Annotated in this window: 20 protein-coding genes; 7 read left to right on the top strand and 13 right to left on the bottom strand. The window is 71.3% G+C overall.

Annotated features, from left to right (window positions below; genetic code table 11):
• The first annotated feature begins 15 nt into the window (after nucleotides 1-15).
• Nucleotides 16-453, top strand: a complete 438-nt coding sequence (locus O3597_RS14120) for a VOC family protein (protein ID WP_164450223.1) — start codon at nucleotides 16-18, stop codon at nucleotides 451-453.
• A 17-nt stretch (nucleotides 454-470) separates the two neighbouring features.
• Here the strand turns inward: O3597_RS14120 and O3597_RS14115 are convergent, their stop codons facing one another.
• On the bottom strand, nucleotides 471-845 hold the full coding sequence (locus O3597_RS14115) for a metalloregulator ArsR/SmtB family transcription factor (protein ID WP_281604422.1): 375 nt from the start codon (nucleotides 843-845) through the stop codon (nucleotides 471-473).
• 43 nt (nucleotides 846-888) lie between these two features.
• Between O3597_RS14115 and O3597_RS14110 the strand changes: the two genes are divergently transcribed.
• Nucleotides 889-1,368, top strand: a complete 480-nt coding sequence (locus O3597_RS14110) for an SRPBCC family protein (protein WP_164450221.1) — start codon at nucleotides 889-891, stop codon at nucleotides 1,366-1,368.
• A 24-nt stretch (nucleotides 1,369-1,392) separates the two neighbouring features.
• On the opposite strand, the gene O3597_RS14105 is transcribed toward O3597_RS14110, so the two are convergent.
• Both O3597_RS14105 and O3597_RS14100 read right to left on the bottom strand, forming a co-directional pair.
• A complete protein-coding gene (locus O3597_RS14105; RefSeq protein WP_164450220.1) occupies nucleotides 1,393-2,607 on the bottom strand; it encodes a MalY/PatB family protein in 1,215 nt (404 codons plus the stop codon).
• A 401-nt stretch (nucleotides 2,608-3,008) separates the two neighbouring features.
• On the bottom strand, nucleotides 3,009-3,740 hold the full coding sequence (locus tag O3597_RS14100; RefSeq protein ID WP_281604421.1) for an HD domain-containing protein: 732 nt from the start codon (nucleotides 3,738-3,740) through the stop codon (nucleotides 3,009-3,011).
• A gap of 349 nt (nucleotides 3,741-4,089) precedes the next feature.
• Between O3597_RS14100 and O3597_RS14095 the strand changes: the two genes are divergently transcribed.
• On the top strand, nucleotides 4,090-5,052 hold the full coding sequence (locus O3597_RS14095; RefSeq protein WP_281604420.1) for a DUF559 domain-containing protein: 963 nt from the start codon (nucleotides 4,090-4,092) through the stop codon (nucleotides 5,050-5,052).
• Nucleotides 5,053-5,086: 34 nt separating this feature from the next.
• Here O3597_RS14095 and O3597_RS14090 read toward each other — a convergent pair whose 3' ends face one another.
• Both O3597_RS14090 and O3597_RS14085 read right to left on the bottom strand, forming a co-directional pair.
• Nucleotides 5,087-5,473: a hypothetical protein gene (locus tag O3597_RS14090; protein WP_281604419.1), complete on the bottom strand. Its 387-nt coding sequence runs from the start codon at nucleotides 5,471-5,473 to the stop codon at nucleotides 5,087-5,089.
• Nucleotides 5,470-5,748 carry a DivIVA domain-containing protein gene (locus O3597_RS14085; RefSeq protein WP_281604418.1) on the bottom strand — a complete coding sequence of 93 codons (279 nt, stop codon included), beginning with the start codon at nucleotides 5,746-5,748 and terminating at the stop codon, nucleotides 5,470-5,472. Before O3597_RS14085 ends, O3597_RS14090 begins: the two co-directional genes overlap by 4 nt.
• Nucleotides 5,749-6,063: 315 nt before the next feature.
• Here O3597_RS14085 and O3597_RS14080 point away from each other — a divergent pair, with 315 nt between their 5' ends.
• Both O3597_RS14080 and O3597_RS14075 read left to right on the top strand, forming a co-directional pair.
• Nucleotides 6,064-6,303 carry a winged helix-turn-helix domain-containing protein gene (locus O3597_RS14080; protein ID WP_281604537.1) on the top strand — a complete coding sequence of 80 codons (240 nt, stop codon included), beginning with the start codon at nucleotides 6,064-6,066 and terminating at the stop codon, nucleotides 6,301-6,303.
• Nucleotides 6,304-6,374: 71 nt separating this feature from the next.
• On the top strand, nucleotides 6,375-7,307 hold the full coding sequence (locus O3597_RS14075; protein ID WP_281604417.1) for an HNH endonuclease: 933 nt from the start codon (nucleotides 6,375-6,377) through the stop codon (nucleotides 7,305-7,307).
• A 72-nt stretch (nucleotides 7,308-7,379) separates the two neighbouring features.
• On the opposite strand, the gene O3597_RS14070 is transcribed toward O3597_RS14075, so the two are convergent.
• The 8 genes from O3597_RS14070 to O3597_RS14035 all read right to left on the bottom strand — a co-directional run bounded on the left by O3597_RS14070 (nucleotide 7,380) and on the right by O3597_RS14035 (nucleotide 20,565).
• Entirely contained in the window at nucleotides 7,380-10,208 is a 2,829-nt protein-coding gene (locus tag O3597_RS14070) for an AAA domain-containing protein (protein WP_281604416.1), read from the bottom strand.
• 319 nt (nucleotides 10,209-10,527) lie between these two features.
• Nucleotides 10,528-12,099: a pectate lyase gene (locus tag O3597_RS14065; protein ID WP_281604415.1), complete on the bottom strand. Its 1,572-nt coding sequence runs from the start codon at nucleotides 12,097-12,099 to the stop codon at nucleotides 10,528-10,530.
• A gap of 37 nt (nucleotides 12,100-12,136) precedes the next feature.
• The gene (locus tag O3597_RS14060; protein WP_281604414.1) at nucleotides 12,137-13,528 is read right to left on the bottom strand and encodes a polysaccharide lyase family 1 protein; all 1,392 of its coding nucleotides are present in this window, start codon (nucleotides 13,526-13,528) and stop codon (nucleotides 12,137-12,139) included.
• A 215-nt stretch (nucleotides 13,529-13,743) separates the two neighbouring features.
• On the bottom strand, nucleotides 13,744-14,898 hold the full coding sequence (locus tag O3597_RS14055) for a Gfo/Idh/MocA family oxidoreductase (RefSeq protein ID WP_281604413.1): 1,155 nt from the start codon (nucleotides 14,896-14,898) through the stop codon (nucleotides 13,744-13,746).
• Between the two features lie 107 nt (nucleotides 14,899-15,005).
• Complete coding sequence (locus tag O3597_RS14050; protein ID WP_281604412.1) at nucleotides 15,006-16,496, bottom strand: mannitol dehydrogenase family protein; 1,491 nt, start codon at nucleotides 16,494-16,496, stop codon at nucleotides 15,006-15,008.
• Entirely contained in the window at nucleotides 16,487-17,788 is a 1,302-nt protein-coding gene (locus tag O3597_RS14045) for an enolase C-terminal domain-like protein (RefSeq protein WP_281604411.1), read from the bottom strand. Before O3597_RS14045 ends, O3597_RS14050 begins: the two co-directional genes overlap by 10 nt.
• Nucleotides 17,785-19,212: a glucuronate isomerase gene (gene uxaC, locus O3597_RS14040; RefSeq protein WP_281604410.1), complete on the bottom strand. Its 1,428-nt coding sequence runs from the start codon at nucleotides 19,210-19,212 to the stop codon at nucleotides 17,785-17,787. Before uxaC ends, O3597_RS14045 begins: the two co-directional genes overlap by 4 nt.
• Nucleotides 19,213-19,236: 24 nt before the next feature.
• Nucleotides 19,237-20,565, bottom strand: a complete 1,329-nt coding sequence (locus O3597_RS14035) for a Gfo/Idh/MocA family oxidoreductase (RefSeq protein ID WP_164450211.1) — start codon at nucleotides 20,563-20,565, stop codon at nucleotides 19,237-19,239.
• A gap of 236 nt (nucleotides 20,566-20,801) precedes the next feature.
• Here O3597_RS14035 and O3597_RS14030 point away from each other — a divergent pair, with 236 nt between their 5' ends.
• Together O3597_RS14030 and O3597_RS14025 are read left to right on the top strand one after the other, a co-directional pair.
• Nucleotides 20,802-21,932, top strand: a complete 1,131-nt coding sequence (locus O3597_RS14030) for a LacI family DNA-binding transcriptional regulator (protein ID WP_164450210.1) — start codon at nucleotides 20,802-20,804, stop codon at nucleotides 21,930-21,932.
• A 19-nt stretch (nucleotides 21,933-21,951) separates the two neighbouring features.
• Nucleotides 21,952-23,292, top strand: coding sequence for an extracellular solute-binding protein (locus tag O3597_RS14025; RefSeq protein ID WP_164450209.1), 1,341 nt, complete (start codon nucleotides 21,952-21,954; stop codon nucleotides 23,290-23,292).
• The last annotated feature ends 3 nt before the right edge of the window (nucleotides 23,293-23,295 follow it).

The raw sequence follows: 23,295 nt of genomic DNA, 5'->3' as shown, positions 1-23,295 counted from the left end.
CGGAGGTGACCCGGGATGGTCGAGCGGGAGAACACTCCCAGGCTGTGTCAGGTGGTGCTCGACTGCACCGACGCCAGGTCGCTGGCGGAGTTCTACCGGGCGCTGCTGGGCCTGGTCTACCGGCCCGGCGACGAGCCGCCCGAGCCCGGGCAGGTCGATGAGCGCGGAGCTGACTGGCTGGTGTTGAGGACCCCGGAGGGCAGCCCGCAGTTGGCCTTCCAGCAGGTTGATTCGTTGCCGCGACCGAGCTGGCCGGACGGCCCGGTGCCCCAGCAGCTGCATCTGGATCTCAGCGTGACCTCTGTCGAGCAGTTGGTGGCGCAGCACGAGCGGGTGCTCGCCCTCGGCGGTCGCCTGCTGGCCGACCGGCTGGCCGGCCCCGACGAACCGTTCCGGGTGTACGCCGACCCGGAGGGGCACCCGTTCTGTGTCTTCGTGACGGCCGCCGGCTGACGGCGCCGGTACGGCGGTCACCCTGCCCGGTGGCCGGGCGCACGGCCTTCGAGGTCGTATCTGAGGGTGGCCAGCATTCCCACTGCGGCGCTGGCGTAGTCGCCGATCCACCGGTCGTGGATGTGCTTGATCGGTAGCGGATCGAGGTGGTTCCACCGCTCGCGGCCCTTGCGCTGGGCGATGACCAGCCCGGCCGCCTCCAGCACCCGCAGGTGCTGCATCACCGTGCAGCGGTCCAGCTGAGGGAACCGCTCGCAGAGAGCACCGGTGGTGCGTGGCTGGTTCTTCAACGCGTCGAGGATCTGTCGGCGGGTCGACGACGCCAGCGCCTTGAAGACGCGGTCCTCGTCGACCGGTTCCGGGCCGGAACGCTCTCCCTGGCGACTCGACATGTTATAAAGCTATAACATGTCGAGGATGTGAGAGGGGAACGCCGTGGACCTGCGATTCAAGATCGCCGGGCGGATCAGCCGCCCGGTGCACGAGGTGTTCGAAGCGGTGGTCGACCCCGACCAGCTCTCCCGGTACTTCACCACCGGTGGCGCGAAGGGCCGGCTGGTCACCGGCGCCACGGTCACCTGGGATTTCGCCGACTTCCCCGGAGCCTTCCCGGTCGAGGTGGTCGAGGTGGAGCAGGACCGGCGGATCGTGCTGCGCTGGGAGGCCGCCGACGGCGCCCAGTCCACCACCGACACCCCGGTCAGCGGAGCGTCCTACTTCACCACCGTCACCATGGAGTTCGAGTCACTCGGCGACGACAAAACCCTGGTTACCATCGCCGAGCAGGGGTGGCGGCCCACCCCGGAGGGCCAGGAGGCCTCGTACGGCAACTGCCAGGGCTGGACCCAGATGCTCTGCTGCCTCAAGGCGTGGCTGGAACACGGCATCAACCTGCGCGAGGGGTTCTTCGCCTGACCGTGCCCCCGCCGCGACGCAGCCCTAACCGGCCGTCGCGTGGTGCTCGGCGACAGCACGGCCCATCCGGGTCACCGCCTCGGTCAGGATGTCCGGTGCGGTGGCGAAGTTGAGCCGTACGAAGCCGGCACCGCCGGTGCCGAAGACATGCCCGGAGCTGAGGGCGACCCGCCCGCGGTCGAGGAACAGCTTCGCCGGCCCGGCGACGTCGGTCACCACCCCCGGCTCGTCGCCGACCGGACCACTGTCGATGCCGAGTGCGGTGCAGTCCAGCCAGGCGAGGTAGGTGCCCTCGGGACGGTGGTACCGGATGGCCGGGGCGTGCCGCGCCAGCAACATTCCCAGCAGCTCGCGGTTGTGGTCGAGTCCGACCAGCAGCCGGTCCAGCCATTCACCGCCGTCGCGGAACGCGGCGGTGTGCGCGATGACGCCCAGATGACTCGGCCCGTGGCTGACCTCCTCCGGGATCCGCCGCAGGTCGGCGACCGCCTGCGGGCCCGCCACCACGAGCGCCGACTTCAATCCGGCCAGGTTCCACGCCTTCGAGGCGGACAGCACGGCCAGGGCGTCCTCGGCACCGGCCACCGTCAGGTACGGCGTGAACCGCGCCCCCGGCAGCACCAGCGGGGCGTGGATCTCGTCGGAGACCACCCGCACCCCGTACCGGCCGGCGAGGTCGGCGACGGCTTCGAGTTCGTCGCGGCGGTGCACCACGCCCGTCGGGTTGTGCGGGTTGCACAGTAGGAACACCGCCCGGCGACCGTCCGCGCGGGCCCGGCGGAACGCCTCCTCCAGCGTCGAGGTGTCCATCCGCTGGTCCGCGCCGAGCGGTGCCTCGATCACCCGCCGGTCGGCGTGGCTGACAAAGGCGTAGAACGGCGGGTAGACCGGTGCGCAGACCACGACCGCGTCGCCGGGACCGGTGAGCAACCGGAGCACCTCGACGATGCCGAGCATCACGTCCGGAACCAGGGTCGTACGGTCGACCGGCAGGTCGGACCACCCCCACCGGCGGGCCGCGAAATCGCCGAGCGCCTCGGCGTAGTGCGTCCCGCAGGCGTACCCGGTGTCACCGCGCCCGACCGCGTCGTGCAGTGCCTCGGCGACCGGCGCGGCCAGCGGGACGTCCATCTCGGCCACCCACAGCGGCAGCACGTCGTCGGCGTACTGGCGCCACTTGACGCTGGTGCGTCGCCGTAGCTCGGCCAGGGACAACTGGGTCAGCGGATTCACCGTCACCGCCGATCAGGGGGCGGGCTGGGCATGCCGGAGCTCCTATCGGAGAGGTCGTCGGAAAGCGCCTAGATCACCGCATCCTACCCAGCGTGGACGCACCCGCGACGGGTGGACGATCCGCGCCCGCCGTGGCCAGGCTGTCCGGCGACGGACGGCATTGCTGCATCGAGCCAACAGCACGGGACGGCTTCTACCGAGGCGGACTCGGGGTTCGGACGGTGCTGCTCAGGTGGGGTGACGCGGGCGTCCACGCCCTGTGTGCCGCGCGCTGTCGAGCTGAGGGCCCGGACGGATCAGGGGCGTCGTCGTCTCCGGCGGCGACGTGTTCCACGTGCCCTGGCGCAACCTCGGCGCGGCATCGCAGCGTCACTCGTGTGGCCTACGCGGCGTCGATCGGAAGGCTTTCAGGCGGGGTGCGCGGGTTGGTCGAGGATGGCGCTGAAGCGCTGCTCGGCCAGGTCGAGCTGGTCCAGGATGTGTCGCTTGACCGCCTCGGGCAGGGGAGTGTCGGCACGGGTGACGAGGTCGCGGTACACCGGCACCAACGGCCGGTACTTGCGGGCCGACGACTCGACCTTCGGGCCGACCGAATGGATCACCCCCACACCGTTGTCGGTGAAGTCGGAGATCTTGATGACCCGCGCCCACGGTTCCCGTTCGAGACTGGCCGCGACATGCTCCCGGTACTGCTCGTACCGGTCGCGCCCGGGATCCCACGGCGGGTTGGTGACCGCCGCGACCAGCCGCGCCACCCGTACCCCGAACCGCCCGGCCAGCACCGCCAACGCCGCCTCGGTCAGATTCTCGGCGTCGCCCCCGCCGCCGGCCAGCTCGGCGGGATGATCCTCGACGGCGTCGTGCAGCAGCCCGGCGACGATCACGTCGACGTCGCGTACCTGATAGTGGTGCAGCATCCGGATCGCAACCCGGAGCAGGTGATTGACGTACGGCTCCCGGGACCGTCGATCATCACGGTGCAGTCGTGCGGCCAGATGAAACGCCTCGTCGAGCCGCTGCCGCTCCGCGGCACCGAACCCCTCGATCTCCAGCCGGAACCGCTCCCGCAGCCCGGCCTCACCGTGCATCTCGGTGATCGCGTGCATCGGCATGCTGGCCAGATACGGCGGCAACTCCATCCGTCCCTTATATCGGATCGTCCCCACGATCCGGCGGACCCGCGACACCATCCCCGCCCGCCGCCCGCCGCCCGCCGCCCGCCGCCCGCCGCCCGCCGCCCGCCGCCCGCCGCCCGCCGCCGCTGACGCCGAACCCAGGTGACGTCTCTCGATCTGTGGCAGTCCTGGCGCTCGACACGCCGAACTCGGTCCACCTTCACTGCCACAGCTCCTAGTCCCGGGGTCCGGCGTGGTGGGTTTGGTAGCAGATTTGGTGGCGTTGTGGGGGTTTTCCACAGTGGGGTGGCTGTCCACAGGCGGCGTCCCGAGGGGTGGCGGAGCGGGTGGGTGGGGCGGCACGGTCGGCGGCGTGAACGGGGTGCTTCGGGAACTGGTGGCGCGGGGCGGCGGTGTGGTGACCCGGACCGGGGTCCAGCAGGTGGTGCCGCGGTGGATTCTTCAGCGTGCGTGTGGGACCGGCGACCTGGTGCGGGTGCTGCCGGGGGTGTTCGTGGCGGCGCACCTGCTGGCTCGCGGGCCACAGCAGGTTCCCGCGCTCAACCGACTCGACCCGTTCGTGGCCCGCCGTGCGGTGTGCGCGTGGACGCGGGGCCGGGCTGCGTTCAGTCACCTCACCGCGCTCGAATTGTGGGGCCTACGCCGCCCCGCGGACGGTGAGCCGCTGCATCTCAGCGTGCCGTTCGACAGCGGCCTGCGCGGCCAGCCCGGTGCACGGGTGCACCGACGACGGGGCTTCACCGTCGAACCGCCGCAGGTGGTGGTGCGCCAGGGACATCCGGTGACCCGCGTCGAGCAGGCCCTCGTCGACTCGTGGCCGATGCTGTCGCCCGCCGAGCGACGGGAGCCGATCATCAGGGCCGTCAACGCGCGGCTGACCACACCGAAGCGGATGGCATCGACCCTGCGTGCCGCGTCGACGTTGCCGGACCGGGCCGCGCTGTGCATGTTGCTGACCCTGCTGGCCGAGGGTTGCCGCAGCCCGCTGGAGATCTGGGGACACGAGCACGTCTTCGTCGGCCCGGGAATGCCCGCCTTCGAACGGCAGGTACGGATCACCGTCGGACGCCGCACCATGTACCTTGACCTGTTCGCCGAGCGGGAACAGGTCAACATCGAACTCGACGGGGCGACGACCCACGGCGACCCGCGCCAGCGCGAAATCGACCTGCGCCGGGACGCGCTGCTGGCAACGATCGGCATCCAGGTGGTCCGTTTCGCCCATCGTCGCCTGATCAACGAGCCCGACACCGTACGCCGGGAAACCCTGGCCATCCTCGCGGCCCGCCGACCCGCCGCAGCCCACCAGGGCTGACCCGGCACCGGCACGGACGCAGAGAGTCGCAGCCTCACCTGGCCCGACCACTCGTCGCGGGCTGGTGCGCGGAGGCACGTCTGGCGGCCGGCGGAGACAACGACGCCTGCCCAGTGGACGACAGCGACCCGACCAACGGCCCCCGCCAGGGCCGTTGCCGTGCCGTGCCGCGTACCGTCCGAGCGGCTGGCGCGGACTCCGGGGCGGCGCGCAGGCCAGCGAGTCGGACATAGACCTCGCGTTTGGCGGTGGCGTTGCCGCGCCGGTCGATGACGTATCCGGTCAGCCAGATCCACCCGTCGTACGCATGACGGTCGCTGGCCGAGACGACCCGCAGGGTCAGCGCTCGCCTGCCGGCGAACTGCACCGAGGCGCGGCTGTCGATCCGGAGCAGGTCGCCGGGCTCGGGGCGTACCGTCACCAGGGGCCCTGGTTCGGTGGTCGGCAGTGCCGGGCATGCATCGACTGCCAGTCGCGCAGCGTCCGCTTGAGCCGGTCGTTCTCCTGGGCGAGCCGGCGGAGCTCCTGGTGCAGGTCGGCCAGCTCGTCGGCGACCGTGGCCTGGAACTCGCGTACCTGATCGGCGTCGACCCCACGACGACGCGGGTCGAACGCGCGGGTCCGCACCTCGTGCGGGGTCAGCCGGGTCGGATAGCCGGTCCCGAAGGGCCGGCCACCTCGATACACCTGGGCCACGTGGGTCCTCTCCGGATAGTCGGAAGCGCGAAGGTGTGGTGCGGTTGGAAGGGCGGGCCGTGCGTGGCCGGCGTCCGCACGGCCCGCCCGCTCGGCCGCCGCAGCCCAGTTCGGCGGTACGACGACAGAGCAGCCTTGTGGGTCGGGACGGGCACGCGCACCCGCCCCGACCAGGGGGAATGCCTCTGCTCCTTGTTGCCACGCAAGGGGAGAGGCAGGAATCAACTTAGCTGTCCCAGTCATCCTAGTCAAACGGTGAGTTGTTGTGGAGTGTCATTGCGTGATCGAATTGGCATGCCGCGCAAGGGGAAGGTCATGCCGATTACCGCCGACTACATCCGCATCGCCGATCAGATCGTCGCCGACATCAGAGCGAAGAAGCTCACGCCGGGTGACAAGCTGCCCTCGATCGCGCAACTCGCAGCGAGGTACAACGTCAGCCCGTCAACGGTCAAGCAGGTCTACGTGCGGCTGGAGGCCCTTCGGGTCATTTGGCGACACCAAGGCAAGGGCGTATTCGTCAATGATCCCAAGCTCTGGATGCGGGAGCCCTGACGTCGGCGTCCGGCGAGAACCGACCGTTGGGAGGGTAGCGAGTAGATCAAAACCGGTGCAGTCTGACCGATGTGAAGGCTTTCGTCGGCGTGACGGACGAGAAGTGGTACCGGTTCCTGGCCAAGCGACCTGGCCTCACCGAGGTCAACTTCTGGCGACCCTCCGGCGGCGGCTTCCGTGCTCTGACGCCCGGCGAACCCTTCTTTTTCAAGGCCCACTACCCGCTCAATCACGTTGTTGGCGGAGGCTTCTTCAGCGGTTTCGTTCGGCTGAGGATCTCCGAGGCGTGGGAGTTGTTCGGCGAGGCCAACGGTGTCGCCAGCTTGGATGAAATGCGTCGCAGCGTCGGCCGGTACCGCAAGCAGCAGATTGGGACCGACGAGGATCCGGTCATCGGCTGCATCTTCGTCCGCGACAGCGTCTTCTTCCCCGATGACTCGGCGGTTGGCCCACCACCGGGATTCGCGTCCAACGTGGTGCAGGGCAAGACGTACAATCTCGCCGACCCGTCCGCGGCCGGGTACTTCGACGTCCTGTTGCACCGCCTGCTGGGGGTGGCCATTGAAGTGGACTTCAGCGAGCCCTGGCACCGGCCCGGGCCGGTATACGGTGACCCGCGCCTCGTGCCGCAGCGCCTTGGTCAGCAGTCGTTCAAAGCCGTGGTGCTGGGTGCCTACGGACGGCGCTGCGCCATCACCGGCAACAAGGTCCAGCCGGTGTTGCAGGCGGCTCACATCCGGCCGTTGCCGCAGGGCGGGGAGCACCGGATCGACAACGGCCTGCTGCTCAAGTCGGACGTGCATATCCTCTTCGACCGGGGATATCTTGGTGTGGACCCCAAGTTCCGACTGATGGTCAGCCCTCGGTTGCGTAGTGAATTCGGCAACGGCGACCAGTTCTACGCAAGGGCCGGGACGTCCATCGCACTCCCGGAACGGCGGATAGACCGACCCAACGCCGAGTACCTCGAATGGCACCTGGACACCGTCTTTAAAGCTGTCTAACCACGGTCACGGACCCGCCATGCTGGCCCCGTATTCGCGCCCGACAGTACGTCAGGAACCGGTCCGGTTCGCCTACCTGTGACCGCTGCCGGCGTCGCGGATGCGGGTGGCGAGGTCGAGGGCGGCGCGGATCGGGTCGTCGGCCCAGCGGCTGGCGAACGCGTCGTACAGTCGCCAGCCGGCCCGGGTCAGGGTGCGTTGCCGCTCCACGTGTGCCGCAACGCCGTCCGGATGCACCGCGCAGCAGAGGCCGACCGGGCCGTGGTCGCCGACGCACAGGTCGACCCGCCAGCGGCCGACGGGGTAGGCGGGCCGCACGGCCAGCCCGATCCGGGTCAGCTCGACGGCGAGCGCCCGGGTCCAGGACTCCTGCTTGGCGGCTCCCGTCCCGGTCGTGTCCGGCGGTCCGGCAGAGGTCGTGTCCAGCGCTCCGGCCTGGGTGGCGTCCAGCGGTTGTCCGGCGTACCGGAGGTAGTCGCCGACGATGCCCTCCGGCGACCGGAGCGACGTGACCACCGTGAGGTGTTTCCTGGCCCGGGTGACCAGGACGTTGAACAGGTTCGGTTCGGCGACGAACCGGTGCCGGGCCGTCGGGTCGTCGTCGACCAGCCCGAGCGTGGCGATCACCACGTCCGCCTCGCTGCCCTGGAACGCGTGCACGGTCCCGGTACGCAGGCCCAACCGTTCGATCTCGTCGACGTCGTACGCCGCCAGCAGCGCCGTCTCCACCGCGTCGGCCTGGGCGCGAAACGGGCTGATCACCGCGACGCCGCCCTGCGGGGGGCGGGCCGCGAGGGCGGCGACCAGGTCGAGCACGGTCGCCACCTCGGCCTGGTTGACGCCGTCGGCGACGGCGGCGTCGGCGACGGTCACCACGTCGATGGCGTCGGCCCGTTCGTTGCCGGGGTGCCGGGTGACCAGTTCCAGCCGGTCGTCGTAGAACCGGCGGGCGGAGAAGCCGATCAGGTGCGGCGCGCAGCGGTGGTGCTCACCGAGCCAGGTCACGGGTGCGGCGCCGGCCGCCACGTCGAAGGCGCTCGCCCGGCGTACGTCGAGCCGGTCGGTGTAGTGGTCCAAGCCGTGCCGGTGCAGCGTCGCGGTCACGTCGGCGTCCGCGACGAACGACACGAACCGTAGCTGCCGTGGATCGCCGGCGACCAGTGCCCGGCGGGCCCGGGCCAGCACCGGAGCGGCCCGCAGTTGGTCGATGTGTGCCGCCTCGTCGAGCACCACGAGGTCGAACATGCCGGCCGCCGGTGGCAGCAGGTCCTCGACGTCGGTCACCGTGCCCACCCACAGGGGCAGCGCCCGGACCAGCGCCTCGGCGTCCAGCGTGGCGAGCAGTTCCCGGCGGCGGTTGCGTCCGGCCCGCAGTGCGGTGCCCAGGCCGCTGGCGGCGCGCCGGGCGTCTCCGGTCCACCGTCGCGCGCTGGCGGTCTGGTTCCGCAGCGCCGTGCCGACCGCCTGGGCGAGCGCGATGTCCGCCTCGGCCAGCGCGCGCCAGGCGGCGGTCAGGTCGGTGCCGCCGTTGGCGGACAGTCGGGCGGCGGCACGTACCGCGTGTGCGGCGTCCACGGCCGCCCGTAGCTGGGACACGGGTACGGCCGGGCCGGCGCCGGTGAGCCGGTGGAGTCGATGGGCGGCGCGGGACCGGCGCCACCGGGACCACCAGCGCTCGCCGGCTCGGCTCGCGGCGTGCAGGGCGGCGCGGATCGCGTCGAGGTCGGTGTCCGGCTGGAACACGGCCGGGACGTCGTGGCTCAGGGCGGGCAGCAGCGGTTGCCAGTCGGGCAGGGTGGCGGCGAGGCGTTCCTGTTCCAGCGCGGCGGCGATGCCGGCCCGGACCCCGTCGACCCGGTCGCGGGCGGCCGACACGGCACTGGCGTCGTGGCGCAGCTGTGCGTCGTCCACCCCGACGGCGACGCCTCCGGCGAGTTCGGTGGCGATGGTCCCGCGCCGTTCCGCGTCACCGAAGAGCACCGGTGGTGGGCCAGGATGCCGGCGCAGCAGTTCCCCCAGCACCTCGGCGGCGTGGGTCGACTGGGTGGCCACCAGTACCGACCCGCCGCGCGCCACGGTGTCCAGTGCGGCGGCGACCAGGGCGTGGCTCTTGCCGTTGCCCGGTGCACCGGAGACCACCACCACCTGTGCCGTCCTGGTCCGCCGGATCACGTCCCGCTGCGCGGCGTTCAGCGGCAGCGGCGACAGCACCTCGTCCCCGTCGCCGTGGTCGTCTTCGGTCGGATCCGTGGCGCCGTCGCTGCCGAGGTAGAGCCGGCTCAGGGCGGTGTCCGCCAGCCCGGGCCGGCCTGCCCAGCTCAACAGGGTGTCCCGGAGGCGACCGGCGAACACGTCGCGGGTGACGAAGAGCGCTGCGGCGGCGACCCCGATGACGTCGTCGTCGACGCCACGTGGCGGTCGCGCCTGCACCCTGGTCACCTTCGCGCCGACGGCCTCGGCCGCCGCGGTGATCCAGGCGGTGGTGCCGGGGGCCGTCAGCCAGCCGGGTCCGGCCAGCCCCGGTGCGGCCTCCAGCCGGGCGGCGAGTTCCCGGTCCTCGATCAGCGGGGTCAGTTCGAGGTCACCGGCTGGCACGACCCGGTAGTCGCGCCGGCCGCGGTGCAGGCGTACCGGCTGGGCCAGCAGGGGGAGTCGGATTCGTCGCCGCGTGCCGTCCAGGTCGGCGGTGCCGACCAGGAAGGCCAGCCCGAGGCGGAGGATCCGTTCGTCGCGGTGCAGGGCGTCCAGCGCGGCGAGCCGGTCCAGTCGTGCGCCGCGTGGGCCCCGGTGCGGTTCCGGCAGCCAGACCAGCGGTCGGCCGGTTCCGGCCACGTCGAGGATCCGCTCGGCACCGGCCGGGGCCAGGTCGGCGAGCGCGGTGAGGATGGTCGCCGCGTGCATCGCCCGCAGATTCTGCCGTACGCGATCACTGCCGTGCTCCCGTCGGTGGACGCGGCGGTGCCCCGGCGCCCGTGGCGTGGCACATCCGGCCGGAGACCGCCGCGTACCAGGCCTCGACCCGGGTGGCTGGGCGGCGTCGGGCTGCCGGGCCGGGCCGTGCACCTGGCCGGAGGCGATGGTGCGCCCCCTTTGCTCTGCTTCAACCGACGCAACGGATTCACCCCGGAACCTGTGCGTGGGTTGAAGCAGAGCAAAGGGGGCGGAGGGAACAGTGGTGGGAGCCGTCGGGTGGCGACGGCTCCCACCGGGTCGGTGCGGGCTAGCTGGCGTACGTCTCGAACTCGGCGACCCGTGGGGTGCCGGTCGAGCTGGTGATGTCGAAGGTGATCTTGCGGAGGGAGGTCGAGTTGAAGCTGATGACGCCCGCGCCGGTGCCGGTGGCGAGGACGGCGCCGGTGTCGTGGTTGAGCACCCGCCAGTTGCGGATGGTGCCGACGGAGCCGGACGCCTCCCGAATGTTGATCTTCGACACGGTGGTGGCCGAACCCCACTTGATTGAGATCTGGCCGGTCGTGCCGCTCGGTGACCAGGCGGTGTTCATGTTGCCGTCGCGCACGTCGCCGTAGCTGGTGCCGCTGGCCTTGCTGGAGCCGTCGGATCCGGCACCGATGCTGAGGTTGGTGCCGGTGGGCTGGCTCGGCGTCGGCGTCGGGTTGCTGGTCGGTGGCGCGGTGGTGGTGGTCGGTCCGGGGGTCGGGCTGGTCGGCCCGGCGGTCGGGCTCTGCGGCGTGCAGTTGCCGTTGGAGGTGCGGATGCCCTTGTTCGCGCCGGCGGTCTGGCTGACGATGCTCGGCACGCAACTGGCCGCGTCGAGCCGGTACGAGTACGGGATGCTGACGCTGGTGTTGGAGGTCGGGTTGGGGCCGGCCGGGTTGGTGTCGCCACTGCGCGAGGACCAGGTCACGTTGTCGAAGATGTTGCCGCTGACCTGCCAGTAACCGGCCGCGTCGGTGTAGAAGGTGCCCAGCACGTCCTTGGAGTTCTGGAAGTAGTTGTTGTCCACCTTGGCGCGTGCTCCGGCCCGGGAGTTGATGCCGGACTCGTTGAGGCGTACGTAGTGGTTGTTGTAGATGTGGGCGATGCCGCCGCGCAGCAGCGGCGTACGGGAGTCGATGTTCTCGTACAGGTTGTGGTGGAAGGTGACGTAACCGTTGGACGTGTCGCTCTCGCTGGACCCGATCAGGCCACCCCGGCCGGAGTTGCGCAGGATGCTGTAGGACAGCGTCACGTACTGGGTGTTGTTCTTCATGTCGAACAGGCCGTCGAAGCCCTCCGACTCGCCACCGGAGGCCTCCAGGGTGACGTGGTCGACCCAGACGTTGCGGACGTCGGCCTCCATGCCGATGGCGTCGCCGCCGTTCGAGGTCGGCGAGCCGGACTTCTTGACGTTCCGGACGGTCACGTTCTGGATGATGATGTTGCTGGCCTCGCGGATGTGGATGCCGATCTGGTCGAAGACGGCCCCGTTGCCGACACCGAGGATCGTGACGTTGCTGATCTGCTTGAGTTCGATCACGTCGGCGGCGGTGTTGCAGCTCGAACCGGACACCTTGGTGGTGTTGCCGTGGTTGATGGTTCCCTCGACCTGGATGGTGATCGGGGTGCTGCTGCTGGCCCGGTTGCACAGGGCCGCGTGGATCTGGGTGCCGCTGGTGGCGCGTACGGTCTGCCCGCCCGCGCCGCCGGTGGTGCCACCGTTGCCGGTCGCGAAGCCGGTGGCGCTGCCGACCGCGGCCGACGCCTGCGGCGTCGTCAGCGTCACGCAGACCGCGGCTCCCACGGCGGTGGTGGCCAGCCCCGCGAGGAGCCGGAGTGCGACTTGTCGTTTCATCCTCGTCTCACCTTCCTGGTTGGTGGTGGTGTGGGATCTACAGCGGTAGGCGGTCGGCCCCGGCGAGTGGACGGACCACCAGCGGCACCAGCGGAGCCGGCAGCACCGGGCCGTGCCGCAACGTCGGCGTCCAGCCGGCGTCGGGGCCCAGGTCGGGATCGTGTCCGGCGTTGTACGCGGCCACCAGGTCCACCGGGCGGGACGGCGCACCGGCCGAGCTGACCCAGTTGCCCCGGGTGGTGATCGCCGTGCCGCCCCAGTCGTAGAGCAGATCGGCGGAGCTGACGTCGGCACCGAGGGTGAAGTGGTTGCTCTCGGCGTGCACGGCGGACTGGACGCCGACGCCGATGGCGTACTGGAAGCCGTCACCGCCGAGCCGGTAGGCGTTGTTGTAGACGTCCACCTGGCCGAAGCGGACGCGGGGCAGCCGTTGCAGCCCGCCGTCGAAGAAGTTGTGGTGCAGGGTCACGTTGAGCCGGCCGACGTCCGGGCCGACCGTGTTGGACGAGCCGATCAGCATCAGCTTGTCGCGACCGGAGAACCGGTTCCAGGAGACGGTCACCAGGCTCGCGGTGTGGGTGATGTCCAGCGCGCCGTCGTGCACCTGGTAGGGCCGTCCGAAGTACACGGGCTGGGCGCTGTCCGGGTTGTCGCCGTCGGTGAAGGTGTTGTGGTCGATCCAGACGTTCTCGCTGCGGCGCACCGAGACCAGGTCGTACTGCGAGTTCCAGTTGCCGGCCTCGCCGTCGGTCGGTGACCAGGCGGGGAAGCAGTCCCGGGCGTCGTCGAAGGTGATGTTGCGGACGATCACGTTCGTCGCCCGGTCGATCATCAGGGTCAGGCCGGTCAGTCGCGCTCCGCGCAACCCGATGATCGTGGTGTTCGGGCCGACGTTGATCTGGGTCTGGTGGGTCTGGTTGGTCACCGACCGTCGCCGCGCCTCCTCCAGCGGCCCGCTCGGTGCCACCAGACCCCACACCGCCGGGTCGTACGCGGCCAGGTACGCCTCCAGCGAGTACCCGGGATCGGCCAGGTCGGCGCAGTCGAGCAGTCGACCGTCGGCGTCCTCGAACCCGTCGACGTCGCCGCTGACGTACACGATCTTGGCGGTGGCGTTCGTCGCGTTCGTGGCGTTGTCGCCACCGAGCGCCGCGACCAACTCCGCGCGGCTGCTCACCACGTGGATCTGCTCGGCCGCGGCGGCGGATCCGCCGGTGGTGCCGGGACCGGCGGCGGCCCAGCCGTCACCGGCCGGGAGAGCCTGCCGGCCGAGCTGTCGGGCCAACGTGGACAGTGGAGCCCGGACGGCCCGGTCGCGGTGGTTACCGGAGGGCGTACCCGCGTCGTCCGACGGTTGCGCCACGGCGGCGGTGGGGAGGACGGTCAGGGCGATAATCGTCGATGCCGCGGCGGCGGCAAGTCTGCGCATCGGCTCGTTCCGTTTCCTTCGTCGTTGTTTCTTATTAGTGACGAAGGTTACGGTCGCGTTTTCACAAGGGTCAATATTAATGATGTGCAGATTTGTTGCAGTCAGTTCTGTCGGGTGGCATCGCCCCGACATGCTCTGTCGGGAAATCGCTGCTCATCGCGTTGTTGCTGATTCTGCGTGGGTTGGGAATTTGCAGTTTGTTGCGGTGGTGCCTCCTATTCTTGCCCGCCTGGTTCGGCGCGCCAGGGCGCCGTCGCCCACGACACGCCGAGTTCCGACGGCAGTCGGCCCTCGTCGACCACCCGACGTAGCACCTCGTTGATCCCGCGTATTCGCAGCACCCGCTGCGCGCCGGCACCGACAGTTTCCACCAGGTCGCCGTGCAGCAGCGCCGGCTCGGGTGCCGCCCGCAGGGCGGTCAGGACGGCGGTGAACGGGGCGGTCCGGGCCAGCGGCGCGATCAGCGGTGCCTGTGGATCGGCCCGGTGGGCAAGCAGGTTCTCCAGCAGCCCGCGCCGGCCGGGCACCGTGCGGGCGGTGGCCTCGCCGGGCAGCAGCAGCCGGTCGGTCGGGTACTCCAGCACCGCCCGCCCGGCGGCGCCGGTGACGATCACCTCTCCGGCGATGAAGTCCTCCCCGGCGAGGGTCACCGCGGCCACGATCGGTGGTCCGTGCCGAGTCCGTACCCGCAGCGCGGCGGTGTCGTCCACCTCGATCGGCCGTACCCGGTACCGCTCCACCTCGATGCTGACCGGCTCCACCGGTCCGCCACCGAGCGCCTCGGCGACCGCCAGGCACTGCATCACCGCGTGGGCGAGGGGATTGGCCAGCGCGCCGTCGAGCACCGGTCGCCCGTCCAGCAGCCGGCGCCCGGCCCACGGCGCGCGGGCGTAGTAGGCGTCCGGGCGTTGCCAGGCCGCCACCGTGGCGATGCCGTTCACCGCGCCCACCCGGCCGGCCGACACCGCGTCCGTCAACGCGCTCAGGGCCGCCGAACCGAGCGCCTGGAACCCGACCTGTACCACCCGGCCGGTGGTGGCCAGCGCCCCGGACAGTTCCTCGTGCTCGGCGGTGGACAGCAGCGGCGGCTTCTCCAGCAGCACGTCCGCCCCGGCGGTGACCGCGTCCCGGGCGATCCGCAGGTGGGTGTGCGGCGGGGTGCAGATGACCACCACGTCCGGGGTGACGTCGGCGAGCATCGCCCGGTGGTCGGTGAACACCGGCACGCCGGTCGGCACCGGCGCCGCCGGTTCGCACTCGATCGGCCGGGTGTCGACCAGGGCGACCAGCCGGACCCGCCCGGTCTCGTGCAGCGGCCCGATCACCCGACGGTGCCAGCGCCCGTGCCCGTTCGCCCCCACCAGCGCCACCCGGGGCACCTGGGTGCCGCGCGACCCCCGAGTTGCCGTGGTGCGAGCCAATGCGGCGCGGGCGGGGTCGACGCGGGTCGATCCCGCCGCGGCCCCATCAGCCGACGTCACCGTGCACCGGCCAGGGTGGCGCGTACCCCGTGCTGGTGCAGGTCGGTGAGCCAGCCGATCACGTCGGTGCGGACCTGCGCGTCGGCGGCCACCTCGGGCGGCACGACCTCGTCGAGGCCGAGCATGGCATCCACCGCACCCGCCGGGGTCCGTGGCGCGGCGGCCAGCGCGGCTCCGATCCGCTCCGCCAGTGGGTCGTCGAGGGGGAGCGACCGGCCGTCGTCGGCGCTGCCCTGGGCGAACCGGATCCAGGCGGCGACGACCAGCGCCGCCCACCGGGCCGGCCGTCCGGCCGCGCGCAGGTCGGCGACCGTGTGCAGGATGCGCTGCGGCAGCTTCTGCGATCCGTCCATCGCCACCTGGAAGGTACGGTGCCGGATCGCCGGGTTGCCGAATCGTGCCAGCACCTGTTCGCCGTAGTCGACCACGTCCACCCCGTCGGGCGGGACGAAACTGGCGGCCACGTCCTCGGCGATCAGCCGGCGCAGCACGGTGTCCAGGTGCGGCAGCGCGAGGGCCTCGGCGATCGTCTCGCAGCCGGCCAGCGCGCCGAGGTACGCGGTCGCCGAGTGCACGCCGTTGAGGGCGCGCAGCTTCAGCCGCTCCCACGGGCCCGCGTCCGCGCAGAGCACCGCCCCGGCGCGGTCCCAAGCGGGCCGACCGCCGGGGAAGTCGTCCTCGATGACCCACTGGGTGTACGGCTCGGCCGCCACCGCCGCGAGATCCTCGACGCCGAGCGCCCGCTGGGCTGCCGACAGGGTCTGCGCGGTGCTGGCCGGGACGATGCGGTCCACCATGGTGCCCGGGAAACCGACCTGCGCCTCGACCCAGTCGACCACATTGTGCGGTGTGCCGGCGTACGCCAGGGACTGGGTCACCAGGCCGCGCAGCCGGCGGCCGTTGGCGGGCAGGTTGTCGCAGCTGACCAGGGCGATCGGCCCGGCGTCGGCGGCGGCGCGGGCCAGCAGGCCACGCACCAGCAGCCCCGGCACGGTGGCCGGCGGTCGCTCGGTGGTCAGGTCGGCGACCAGGTCGGCGTCGGGACGCAGCGTGCCGGCGGCCGGATCGAGTTGGTACGCCTTCTCGGTCACGGTCAGCGTGACCACCCGGATCGCCGGGTCGGCCAGCAGGGCCACCACCGCCTGCGGATCGGCGGCGGCCAGCCGCACCCCGGCCAGTGACCCGACCACCCGGGTGCGCTGGTCGGCTGCGGAGAGCGTGCTGACGCTGAACAGGTTGTCCTGGTCGGTCAGGGTCGCCACCAGCGCCGCGTTGCGGGGGGCCACGCCGACGATGCCCCAGTCGCCGCCGGCCAGGCCGATCGCCTGCTCGGTGTAGACCGCCTGGTGGGCGCGGTGGAAGGCGCCGAGCCCGAGGTGCACCACGCCGGCCGGCACGGTGCCGGGGCGGACCAGTGGGCGGGCCTCGGCGGGCAACCTGCGCACCGCGCCCAGCCCGAGCCGGGACGCGCCCACGGTCACCGCCATGCCGGGCCGTCCGGGAAGCGGAAGGTGGCGATCGACTCCGGCCGCATGGTGGCGCTGTAACCGGGCGCGGTCGGCAGCAGGTAGCGCCCGTCGCGGGTGCGCACCGGGTCGACGAAGTGCTCGTGCAGGTGGTCGACGTACTCCACCATCCGTCCCTCCAGACTCGTGCCCACCCGCAGGTAGTCGAAGATCGCCAGGTGCTGCACGTACTCGCAGAGGCCGACACCGCCGGCGTGCGGGCAGATCGGCACCCCGAACTTCGCCGCCATTAGCATTTCGGCGAGCACCTCGTTGACCCCGCCGACCCGGCAGGCGTCGATCTGCATCACGCCGATCGCCTCGGCCTGCAACAGCTGCTTGAAGATGACCTTGTTGGCGGCCACCTCGCCGGTGGCGACCCGGCACCGTCCGTCGGTCAGCTCGTCCATCGCACGGGCGATCCGGGCGTGGCCGAGGATGTCGTCGGCGTGCGTCGGCTCCTCGATCCAGTACGGGTCGACCTCGGCCAGCGCCGTCATGTTGGTGATCGCCTCGTCGACGTCCCAGACCTGGTTGGCGTCCATCATCAGCAGCGCGTCCGGGCCGATCTCCGACCGGATGATCCGGGCCCGCCGCAGGTCGTCGGCGGGCGGCCCGCCGACCTTCATCTTCATCGCCCGCCACCCCTGCGCGTACGCGGCCCGGGTCAGCGCCCGGACCTTGTCGTCGGGATAGCCGAGCCAGCCCACCGAGGTGGTGTACGAGGGGAAACCGTCCCGCTCCAGCAGCGCCAGCCGGTCGGCGAGCCCGTCGCGTCCCTTGTCCAGGATCGCGGCGGCCTCGTCGGCGGTGAGCGCGTCGGTGATGTGCGTGAAGTCGACGTTGGCCACCAACTCGTCGGTGGGCAGCTCGGCCAGGTAGCGCCACATCGGCTTGCCGGCCACCTTGGCCCGCAGGTCCCACACCGCGTTGACCAGCGCGCCGGTGGCCATGTGGATGACCCCCTTCTCCGGGCCGAGCCAGCGCAACTGCACGTCGGCGACGAGCGAACGCCAGAACGCCACCGGCTCGGCGGTGATCTCCGCCAGGCCCCGTCCCCGTACATGGTGAGCCAGGGCCTCGACGGCGGCGCAGGTGATCTCGTTGCCGCGGCCGTTGGTGAAGGTGAACCCGGCACCGGTCGGGCCGTCGTCGGTGCTCAGCTCCACATAGGTGGCCGAGTAGTCGCCGCGGTTGATCGCGTCGGAGCCGTCGCCGCTGGCGGCGGTGGGAAACCGCACGTCGTGCACGGTCACCTCGGTGATGCTGGTCATGCGCTCTCCCCGAACTTGAAGACCCGCTTCGGCAGCCGGTACGCCAGGTCGACGATGGTCTCGGCGGCCTCGTCCATGGGCAGCCGGTGCTCGGCGACCAGCCGGGCCAGGAAGCCGGCGTCGACGCGGCGCGCCACGTCGTGGCGGACCGGGATGGAACAGAACGCCCGGGTGTCGTCGACGAACCCGGCCGTGTTGTAGAAGCCGGCGGTCTCGGTCACCGACTCCCGGAAGCGCCGCAGCACCTCGGGGGAGTCCAGGAACCACCAGGGAGCGCCGAGCAGCAGCGCGGCGTACCCACCGGCCAGGGGCGCCAGCTCCCGGGTGAAGGTGTCCTCGTCGAGGGTGTACAGCACCACCCGCAGCCGGGGATCGTTGCCGTACGCGTCCAGCAGCGGAGCGAGCGCGTGCACGTACTCGGTGACCTGCGGGATGTCGCCACCCACGTCGCGACCGTGCCGGGCGTGCAGCCAGCGGTTGTGGTTGCGCACCGCGCCCGGGTGCAACTGCATGACCAGGCCGTCGTCGAGCGACATCCGGGCGAACTCCAGCAGCATGTGGGCCCGGAACGCCTCCGCGTCGCCCGGCTCCGCCGCGCCCCGCCGTGCCCGGTCGAACAGCCTCGCCGCGTCGGCACCGAGATCGAGGGTGCGGGCGGTGGGGTGGCCGTGGTCGGAGGAGGTGGCACCGGCGGCGATGAAGGCGGCCCGCCGCGCCCGCAGGGCGGCCAGATAGCCGGCGTACGTCCCGGTGTCCTCTCCGGCGATCTCGCCGAGCGCGTCGACGTTGCTCGACCAGCCCTCGAAGTCCAGGTCGACGACGTTGTCGGGGCGGAAGGTGGTGACCACCCGCCCACCCGGGCCGCCCCAGCCGTCGGCGGCGAGCTTGGCGTGCCGACCCAGGTCGTCAAGGGGCGACTCGGTGGTGGCGAGCACCTCGATGTTGAACCGTTCGAACAGTGCCCGGGGCCGGAAGCCGGGCTCGGCGAGCCGGGCCGCGAGGGCGTCGTACACCTGGTCGGCGGTGCCCGGGGTGAGCCGGGTGTCGACCCCGAACACCTCGGTGAAGGTCTGCTCCAGCCACAGTCGCGACGGGGTGCCCCGGAACAGGTGCCACCCGGCGGCGAAGCGACGCCAGATCCGCCGCCCGTCGGTCTCCACCGGGCTGCCGTCGCGACTGGGCACGCCCAGTTCGCCGGGGGAGACGCCCTGGCTGAGCAGCATCCGGGTCAGGTAGTGGTCGGGCACGATGAGCAGCTGCGACGGGTCGGGGAACGGCTGGTCCTCGGCCAGCAACGCCGGATCGACGTGCCCGTGCGGGGAGATGATGGGCAACCGCGCCACCAGCGCGTACAGCTCCCGGGCCAGCGCGCGTTGGCCCGGCTCGGCGGGGAGGAGCAGGTCGGGTCTGGTCGAGGTGGGCACGGGCAGCGGCTCCTGTGGTCGGTGTCAGTCGAGGGTGAGCAGGTCGGCGACCCGCACGGGGGCGCCGGTGTCGAAGGACCGGTTGGCGGCCAGGCCGGTGAGCAGGGCCAGCGCCCCGTCCCGGGCGGTCGCCGCGCGGTGCAGCGGATCGGGTACGCCGCCGAACAGCACCTGGGTCATCCGGGCGTCCGCCCCGCCGTGCCCGTGCCGGGTGTAGCCGTCGACCTCGATGCGTTGCGGCGGTGCCCAGAAGGGGCGCAGGGTCAGCGTGGCGGCGCCACCCTCGGCGGCGGCCTGGTCGCCGTGCAGCGCGGCACCCTTCAGCGCGCCCGCGGCCGCCGGGCTGACGAACTCGCTCTCGGTGACCTCCAGTTCGAGGCGGCCCCGGCTGCCGTTGACCATCACCCGGTATCCCTCCCAGGGCGCGTACGCGGTGAGGTGGTAGGTCATGGTCGCCCCGGTGGAGTAGGTGGCCAGCACCGCCATGTCGTCCTCGATGCTGACCCCGGGGGCGAAGACGTTGCGGTCGCGGTGGTAACCGTCCTCGACCTCGGCGTCCAGGTAGAGCTCGCGCAGTCGGGGGTGCTCGGCCAGCCGCAACGCGAACGGGTCGTCGTCGGCGGCCGGCGAGGCGTGCGCCCGGTCGTAGTCCCGAGCGTAGCCGTGCCGGCGGCCGTCGTCGCCGTAGAAGAACAGCCGGCCGGCCGCGTACACCTGCACGGGTGTGGCGTCCAGCCACCAGTTGACCAGGTCGAAGTGGTGGCTCGCCTTGTGCACCATCAGGCCGCCGGAGCTGGCCTTGTCGCGGTGCCAGCGGCGGAAGTAGTCGGCGCCGTGGCGTACGTCGAGCAACCACTCGAAGTGCACCGAACCGATCTCGCCGACCGCGCCGTCGGCCAGCAGCCGCCGCAGCTGCTCGTGCAGCGGGTTGTAGCGGTAGTTGAAGGCGACCGTCACCCGTCGGCCGGTGCGACGTACCGCGTCGAGGATGCGCTGGCAGCGCGGCGCGTCGGTGGTCATCGGCTTCTCACAGACCACGTCGCAGCCGGCCTCCAGCGCGGCCACCACGTACCCGTCGTGGGTGACGTCCACGGAGGTCACCAGCACCACGTCGACGCGCTCCTTGGCCAGCATCGCGGTGAAGTCACTCGCGTGGTAGGTCGGCACGGGCCGGTGGCCCAGCTCACCCAGCCACCGGTTGTGGGCGTCCATCCTGGCCTGGTTGACGTCGGCGAAGGCGACCAGCTCGGCGGTGTCGGCGTGCTCGCGCACCAGCGCCCGGACGAACATCTCGGCACGGGCGCCGGTGCCGACCACGGCGTACCGGGCCCGGGTGCCGGGTAGCGGTGACACGGAGCGATCCTCCTCGATCTTTCTGCAAACCTTTGCATCGAAGTAACCACGGTCGATCGGCTCGCGTCAACGACGGCGGAAAAATCGGCGGCCTTTGCCCCGATTGAAGGGCTTACCTGTGCATGGCAAGCGGTCTGCCGAAACACAGTTGTAACCATCCACCGTTGACAGTGGCACAACCGTTTGCATTAATTGGCGGCACCGTGACCGCCGACACATCGACGAAGGGGGCCTGGATGCCAGTCACCATCAGGGACGTCGCCCGGGCCTCCGGAGTGCACATCTCCACCGTCTCCCGCACCTTCTCGGCGCCGCACCTGGTCAACCCGGAGACCCGGGTACGCGTGCTCGCGTGCGCCGAGGACCTGGGTTACCGGCCCAACCGCGCCGCCCGCGCACTCATCACCGGCCGTACCCACAACATCGGGCTGATCATCGCCGACATCGCCAACCCCTTCTTCCCGCCACTGATCAAGGCGGCGGAGAGCCAGGCCCGCCACCGCGACTACCACGTCTTCGTCGCCGACACCAACGAGGACGCCGCCGCCGAGGAGGAACTGGTCCACGCGCTGGCCAAGCAGGTCGACGGGGTGCTGCTGTGCAGCCCCCGGATGAGCAACAGCCTGATCGAGCAGCTCAGCCGGGAGGTGCCGCTGGTGGTGGTGAACCGGCAACTGGCCGGGCTGCCGTGCGTGCTGATGGACGTCGGTCAGGGCGCCCGCTCGGCCATCGAGCACCTCGCCGGTCTGGGCCACCGGCAGATGGCGCTGCTCGCCGGGCCGCGCGGCTCGTGGACCAGCCGGGAACTCCGGCGGGCGGCCAGCGCCGCCGCCCGGGCCGCGGGTGCGGACCTGACGGTCCTCGGTCCCAACCCGCCCACCGAGACCGGCGGTCTCGCCCAGGCGGAACAGGTCCACCGGGCCGGCGTCACCGCCGTGCTCGCCTACAACGACCTGATGGCGATCGGCCTCCTGGAAGGGCTCGACGCACTCGGGGTCCGGGTGCCGCAGGAGATCAGTGTCGTCGGCGTCGACGACATCTCCCTGAGCCGACTCACCCGCCCCAAGCTGACGACGGTGGCCACGCCAACCGCGGCCGCCGGCCGGACGGCCGTCGACATGTTGCTGCAACAGGACACCGATCTCCCGCGTACCGCGCGGGGCGGCGGTGCCACCGTGGCAGTCGGCGTCCGTCGCACCACCGCACAGGTAATGCTCCAGACCGAGTTGGTCATCCGCGACTCCACCGGGCCGGGCCCCTACGCCGGCCGGGAACGTCCCGGAACCGCTGCCGCTGGCCCGGGCCCGCATCGCCGTGCGGACCCGGGCAACCCGGTCGTGGCCGCCGGTGACGTGGTCGCCTCCTAACGCCAAGGAGTGAGCGCACATGCACCCCGCAACACACCCCACCGCCAGCGCGTCCGACGGGCGCACCTACCGTACCCTCCTGCCACGCCGCCGGTTGCTGCGCGGCCTGCTCGCCGCGGTCGTGGCCCTGCCGCTGGTCGGCGCGGCGGCGGCCTGCGGCGACGACGCCGCGTCCGACGGCAAGACCAAGATTTCGATCTTCTGGTGGGGTGGTGACGCCCGGGCCCAGCTCACCGAGCAGGCGCTGGACCTCTACACCCAGAAGAACCCGGACGTCGTCTTCGAGAAGGTCTGGCAGGCCAACCAGGGCTACTTCGACAAGCTCGCCACGCTGACCGCCGGCGGCAACCCGCCGGACATCTTCCAGATCGACGACAACTTCCTCGCCGAGTACGCGGCCCGCAACGCCACCCTGGACCTGGCGCCGTACCAGGACTCCGGTGCCCTCGACACCTCCAAGTTCCCGCCCAGCCTGCTTCAGTACGGGGTGGTCGACGGCAAGCTCGCCGGCGTGGCCGCCGGGGAGAACACCCAGGGTCTGGTTTACAACAAGACGCTGCTGACCAAGAACGGCCTGCCCGAGCCGACCACCGGGATGAGCTGGGAGGAGCACATCGCCTGGGCCGAGCAGGTCAGCGAGAAGACCGGCGTACCCGGCACCCAGGACCCCAGCGCCGACTACAAGGCGCTCTGGGTCTGGCTGCGCCAGCAGGGCAAGGACCTCTACGCCGGTACCGAACTCGGGTTCACCGTCGAGGACGTGACCAGGTGGTTCGAGCTGTGGAAGGGGGCCCGGGACCGGGGTGCCACGCCGACCCCGGACGTGATCCACGAGGGCAACGCCACCGACATCACCAAGCAGCTCGTGGTGACCGGCAAGTCGGCGACCTCCTGGGTCTGGGTCAACCAGATGCCGGAGTTGAAGAAGAACACCTCCGACGAACTCGGTGTGATCGCCTACCCGGGTGACCCGAGCGGCCAGTGGGCCCGTGCCTCGATGTACTGGTCGGTCTTCCGGGGCAGCAAGAACGCCGACATCGCGGTCGATGTGATCAACTTCCTGGCGAACGACCCCGACGCGGTCAAGCTGCTCGGCACCGACCGGGGCCTGCCGTCCAACCTGGACCTGCGCCGGGTCATCAGCGACGACACCACCGACGAGGCGATGAAGCAGTCCATCGCGGTGGAGACCGAGCTGGCCAAGACGTTCGGCGAGGCGCCGCAGGTGCCGATCAAGGGCCACAGCAAGGTCCGCGCCGAGCTGACCAAGGCCGCCGAGAACGCGCAGTACGGCCGGGCCACCCCCGCCGAGGCCGCCGCCCAGTTCGTCGAGGCATGCAAGGCGGCAATCGCCTCCTGACCC

It is taken from the genome of Verrucosispora sp. WMMA2044, from assembly GCF_027497155.1.
Lineage (GTDB): Bacteria > Actinomycetota > Actinomycetes > Mycobacteriales > Micromonosporaceae > Micromonospora > Micromonospora palythoicola.
This window is presented reverse-complemented; position numbering and strand designations above follow the sequence as displayed.

Bases quoted from the DNA above. Each gene is read 5' to 3' on its own strand.
- O3597_RS14120 (WP_164450223.1), top strand. From the start codon at position 16: ATGGTCGAGCGGGAGAACACTCCCAGGCTGTGTCAGGTGGTGCTCGAC.
- O3597_RS14115 (WP_281604422.1), bottom strand. From the start codon at position 845: ATGTCGAGTCGCCAGGGAGAGCGTTCCGGCCCGGAACCGGTCGACGAG.
- O3597_RS14100 (WP_281604421.1), bottom strand. From the start codon at position 3,740: ATGGAGTTGCCGCCGTATCTGGCCAGCATGCCGATGCACGCGATCACC.
- O3597_RS14080 (WP_281604537.1), top strand. From the start codon at position 6,064: ATGCCGATTACCGCCGACTACATCCGCATCGCCGATCAGATCGTCGCC.
- O3597_RS14070 (WP_281604416.1), bottom strand. From the start codon at position 10,208: ATGCACGCGGCGACCATCCTCACCGCGCTCGCCGACCTGGCCCCGGCC.
- O3597_RS14065 (WP_281604415.1), bottom strand. From the start codon at position 12,099: ATGAAACGACAAGTCGCACTCCGGCTCCTCGCGGGGCTGGCCACCACC.
- O3597_RS14060 (WP_281604414.1), bottom strand. From the start codon at position 13,528: ATGCGCAGACTTGCCGCCGCCGCGGCATCGACGATTATCGCCCTGACC.
- O3597_RS14050 (WP_281604412.1), bottom strand. From the start codon at position 16,496: ATGGCGGTGACCGTGGGCGCGTCCCGGCTCGGGCTGGGCGCGGTGCGC.
- O3597_RS14045 (WP_281604411.1), bottom strand. From the start codon at position 17,788: ATGACCAGCATCACCGAGGTGACCGTGCACGACGTGCGGTTTCCCACC.
- O3597_RS14030 (WP_164450210.1), top strand. From the start codon at position 20,802: ATGCCAGTCACCATCAGGGACGTCGCCCGGGCCTCCGGAGTGCACATC.
- O3597_RS14025 (WP_164450209.1), top strand. From the start codon at position 21,952: ATGCACCCCGCAACACACCCCACCGCCAGCGCGTCCGACGGGCGCACC.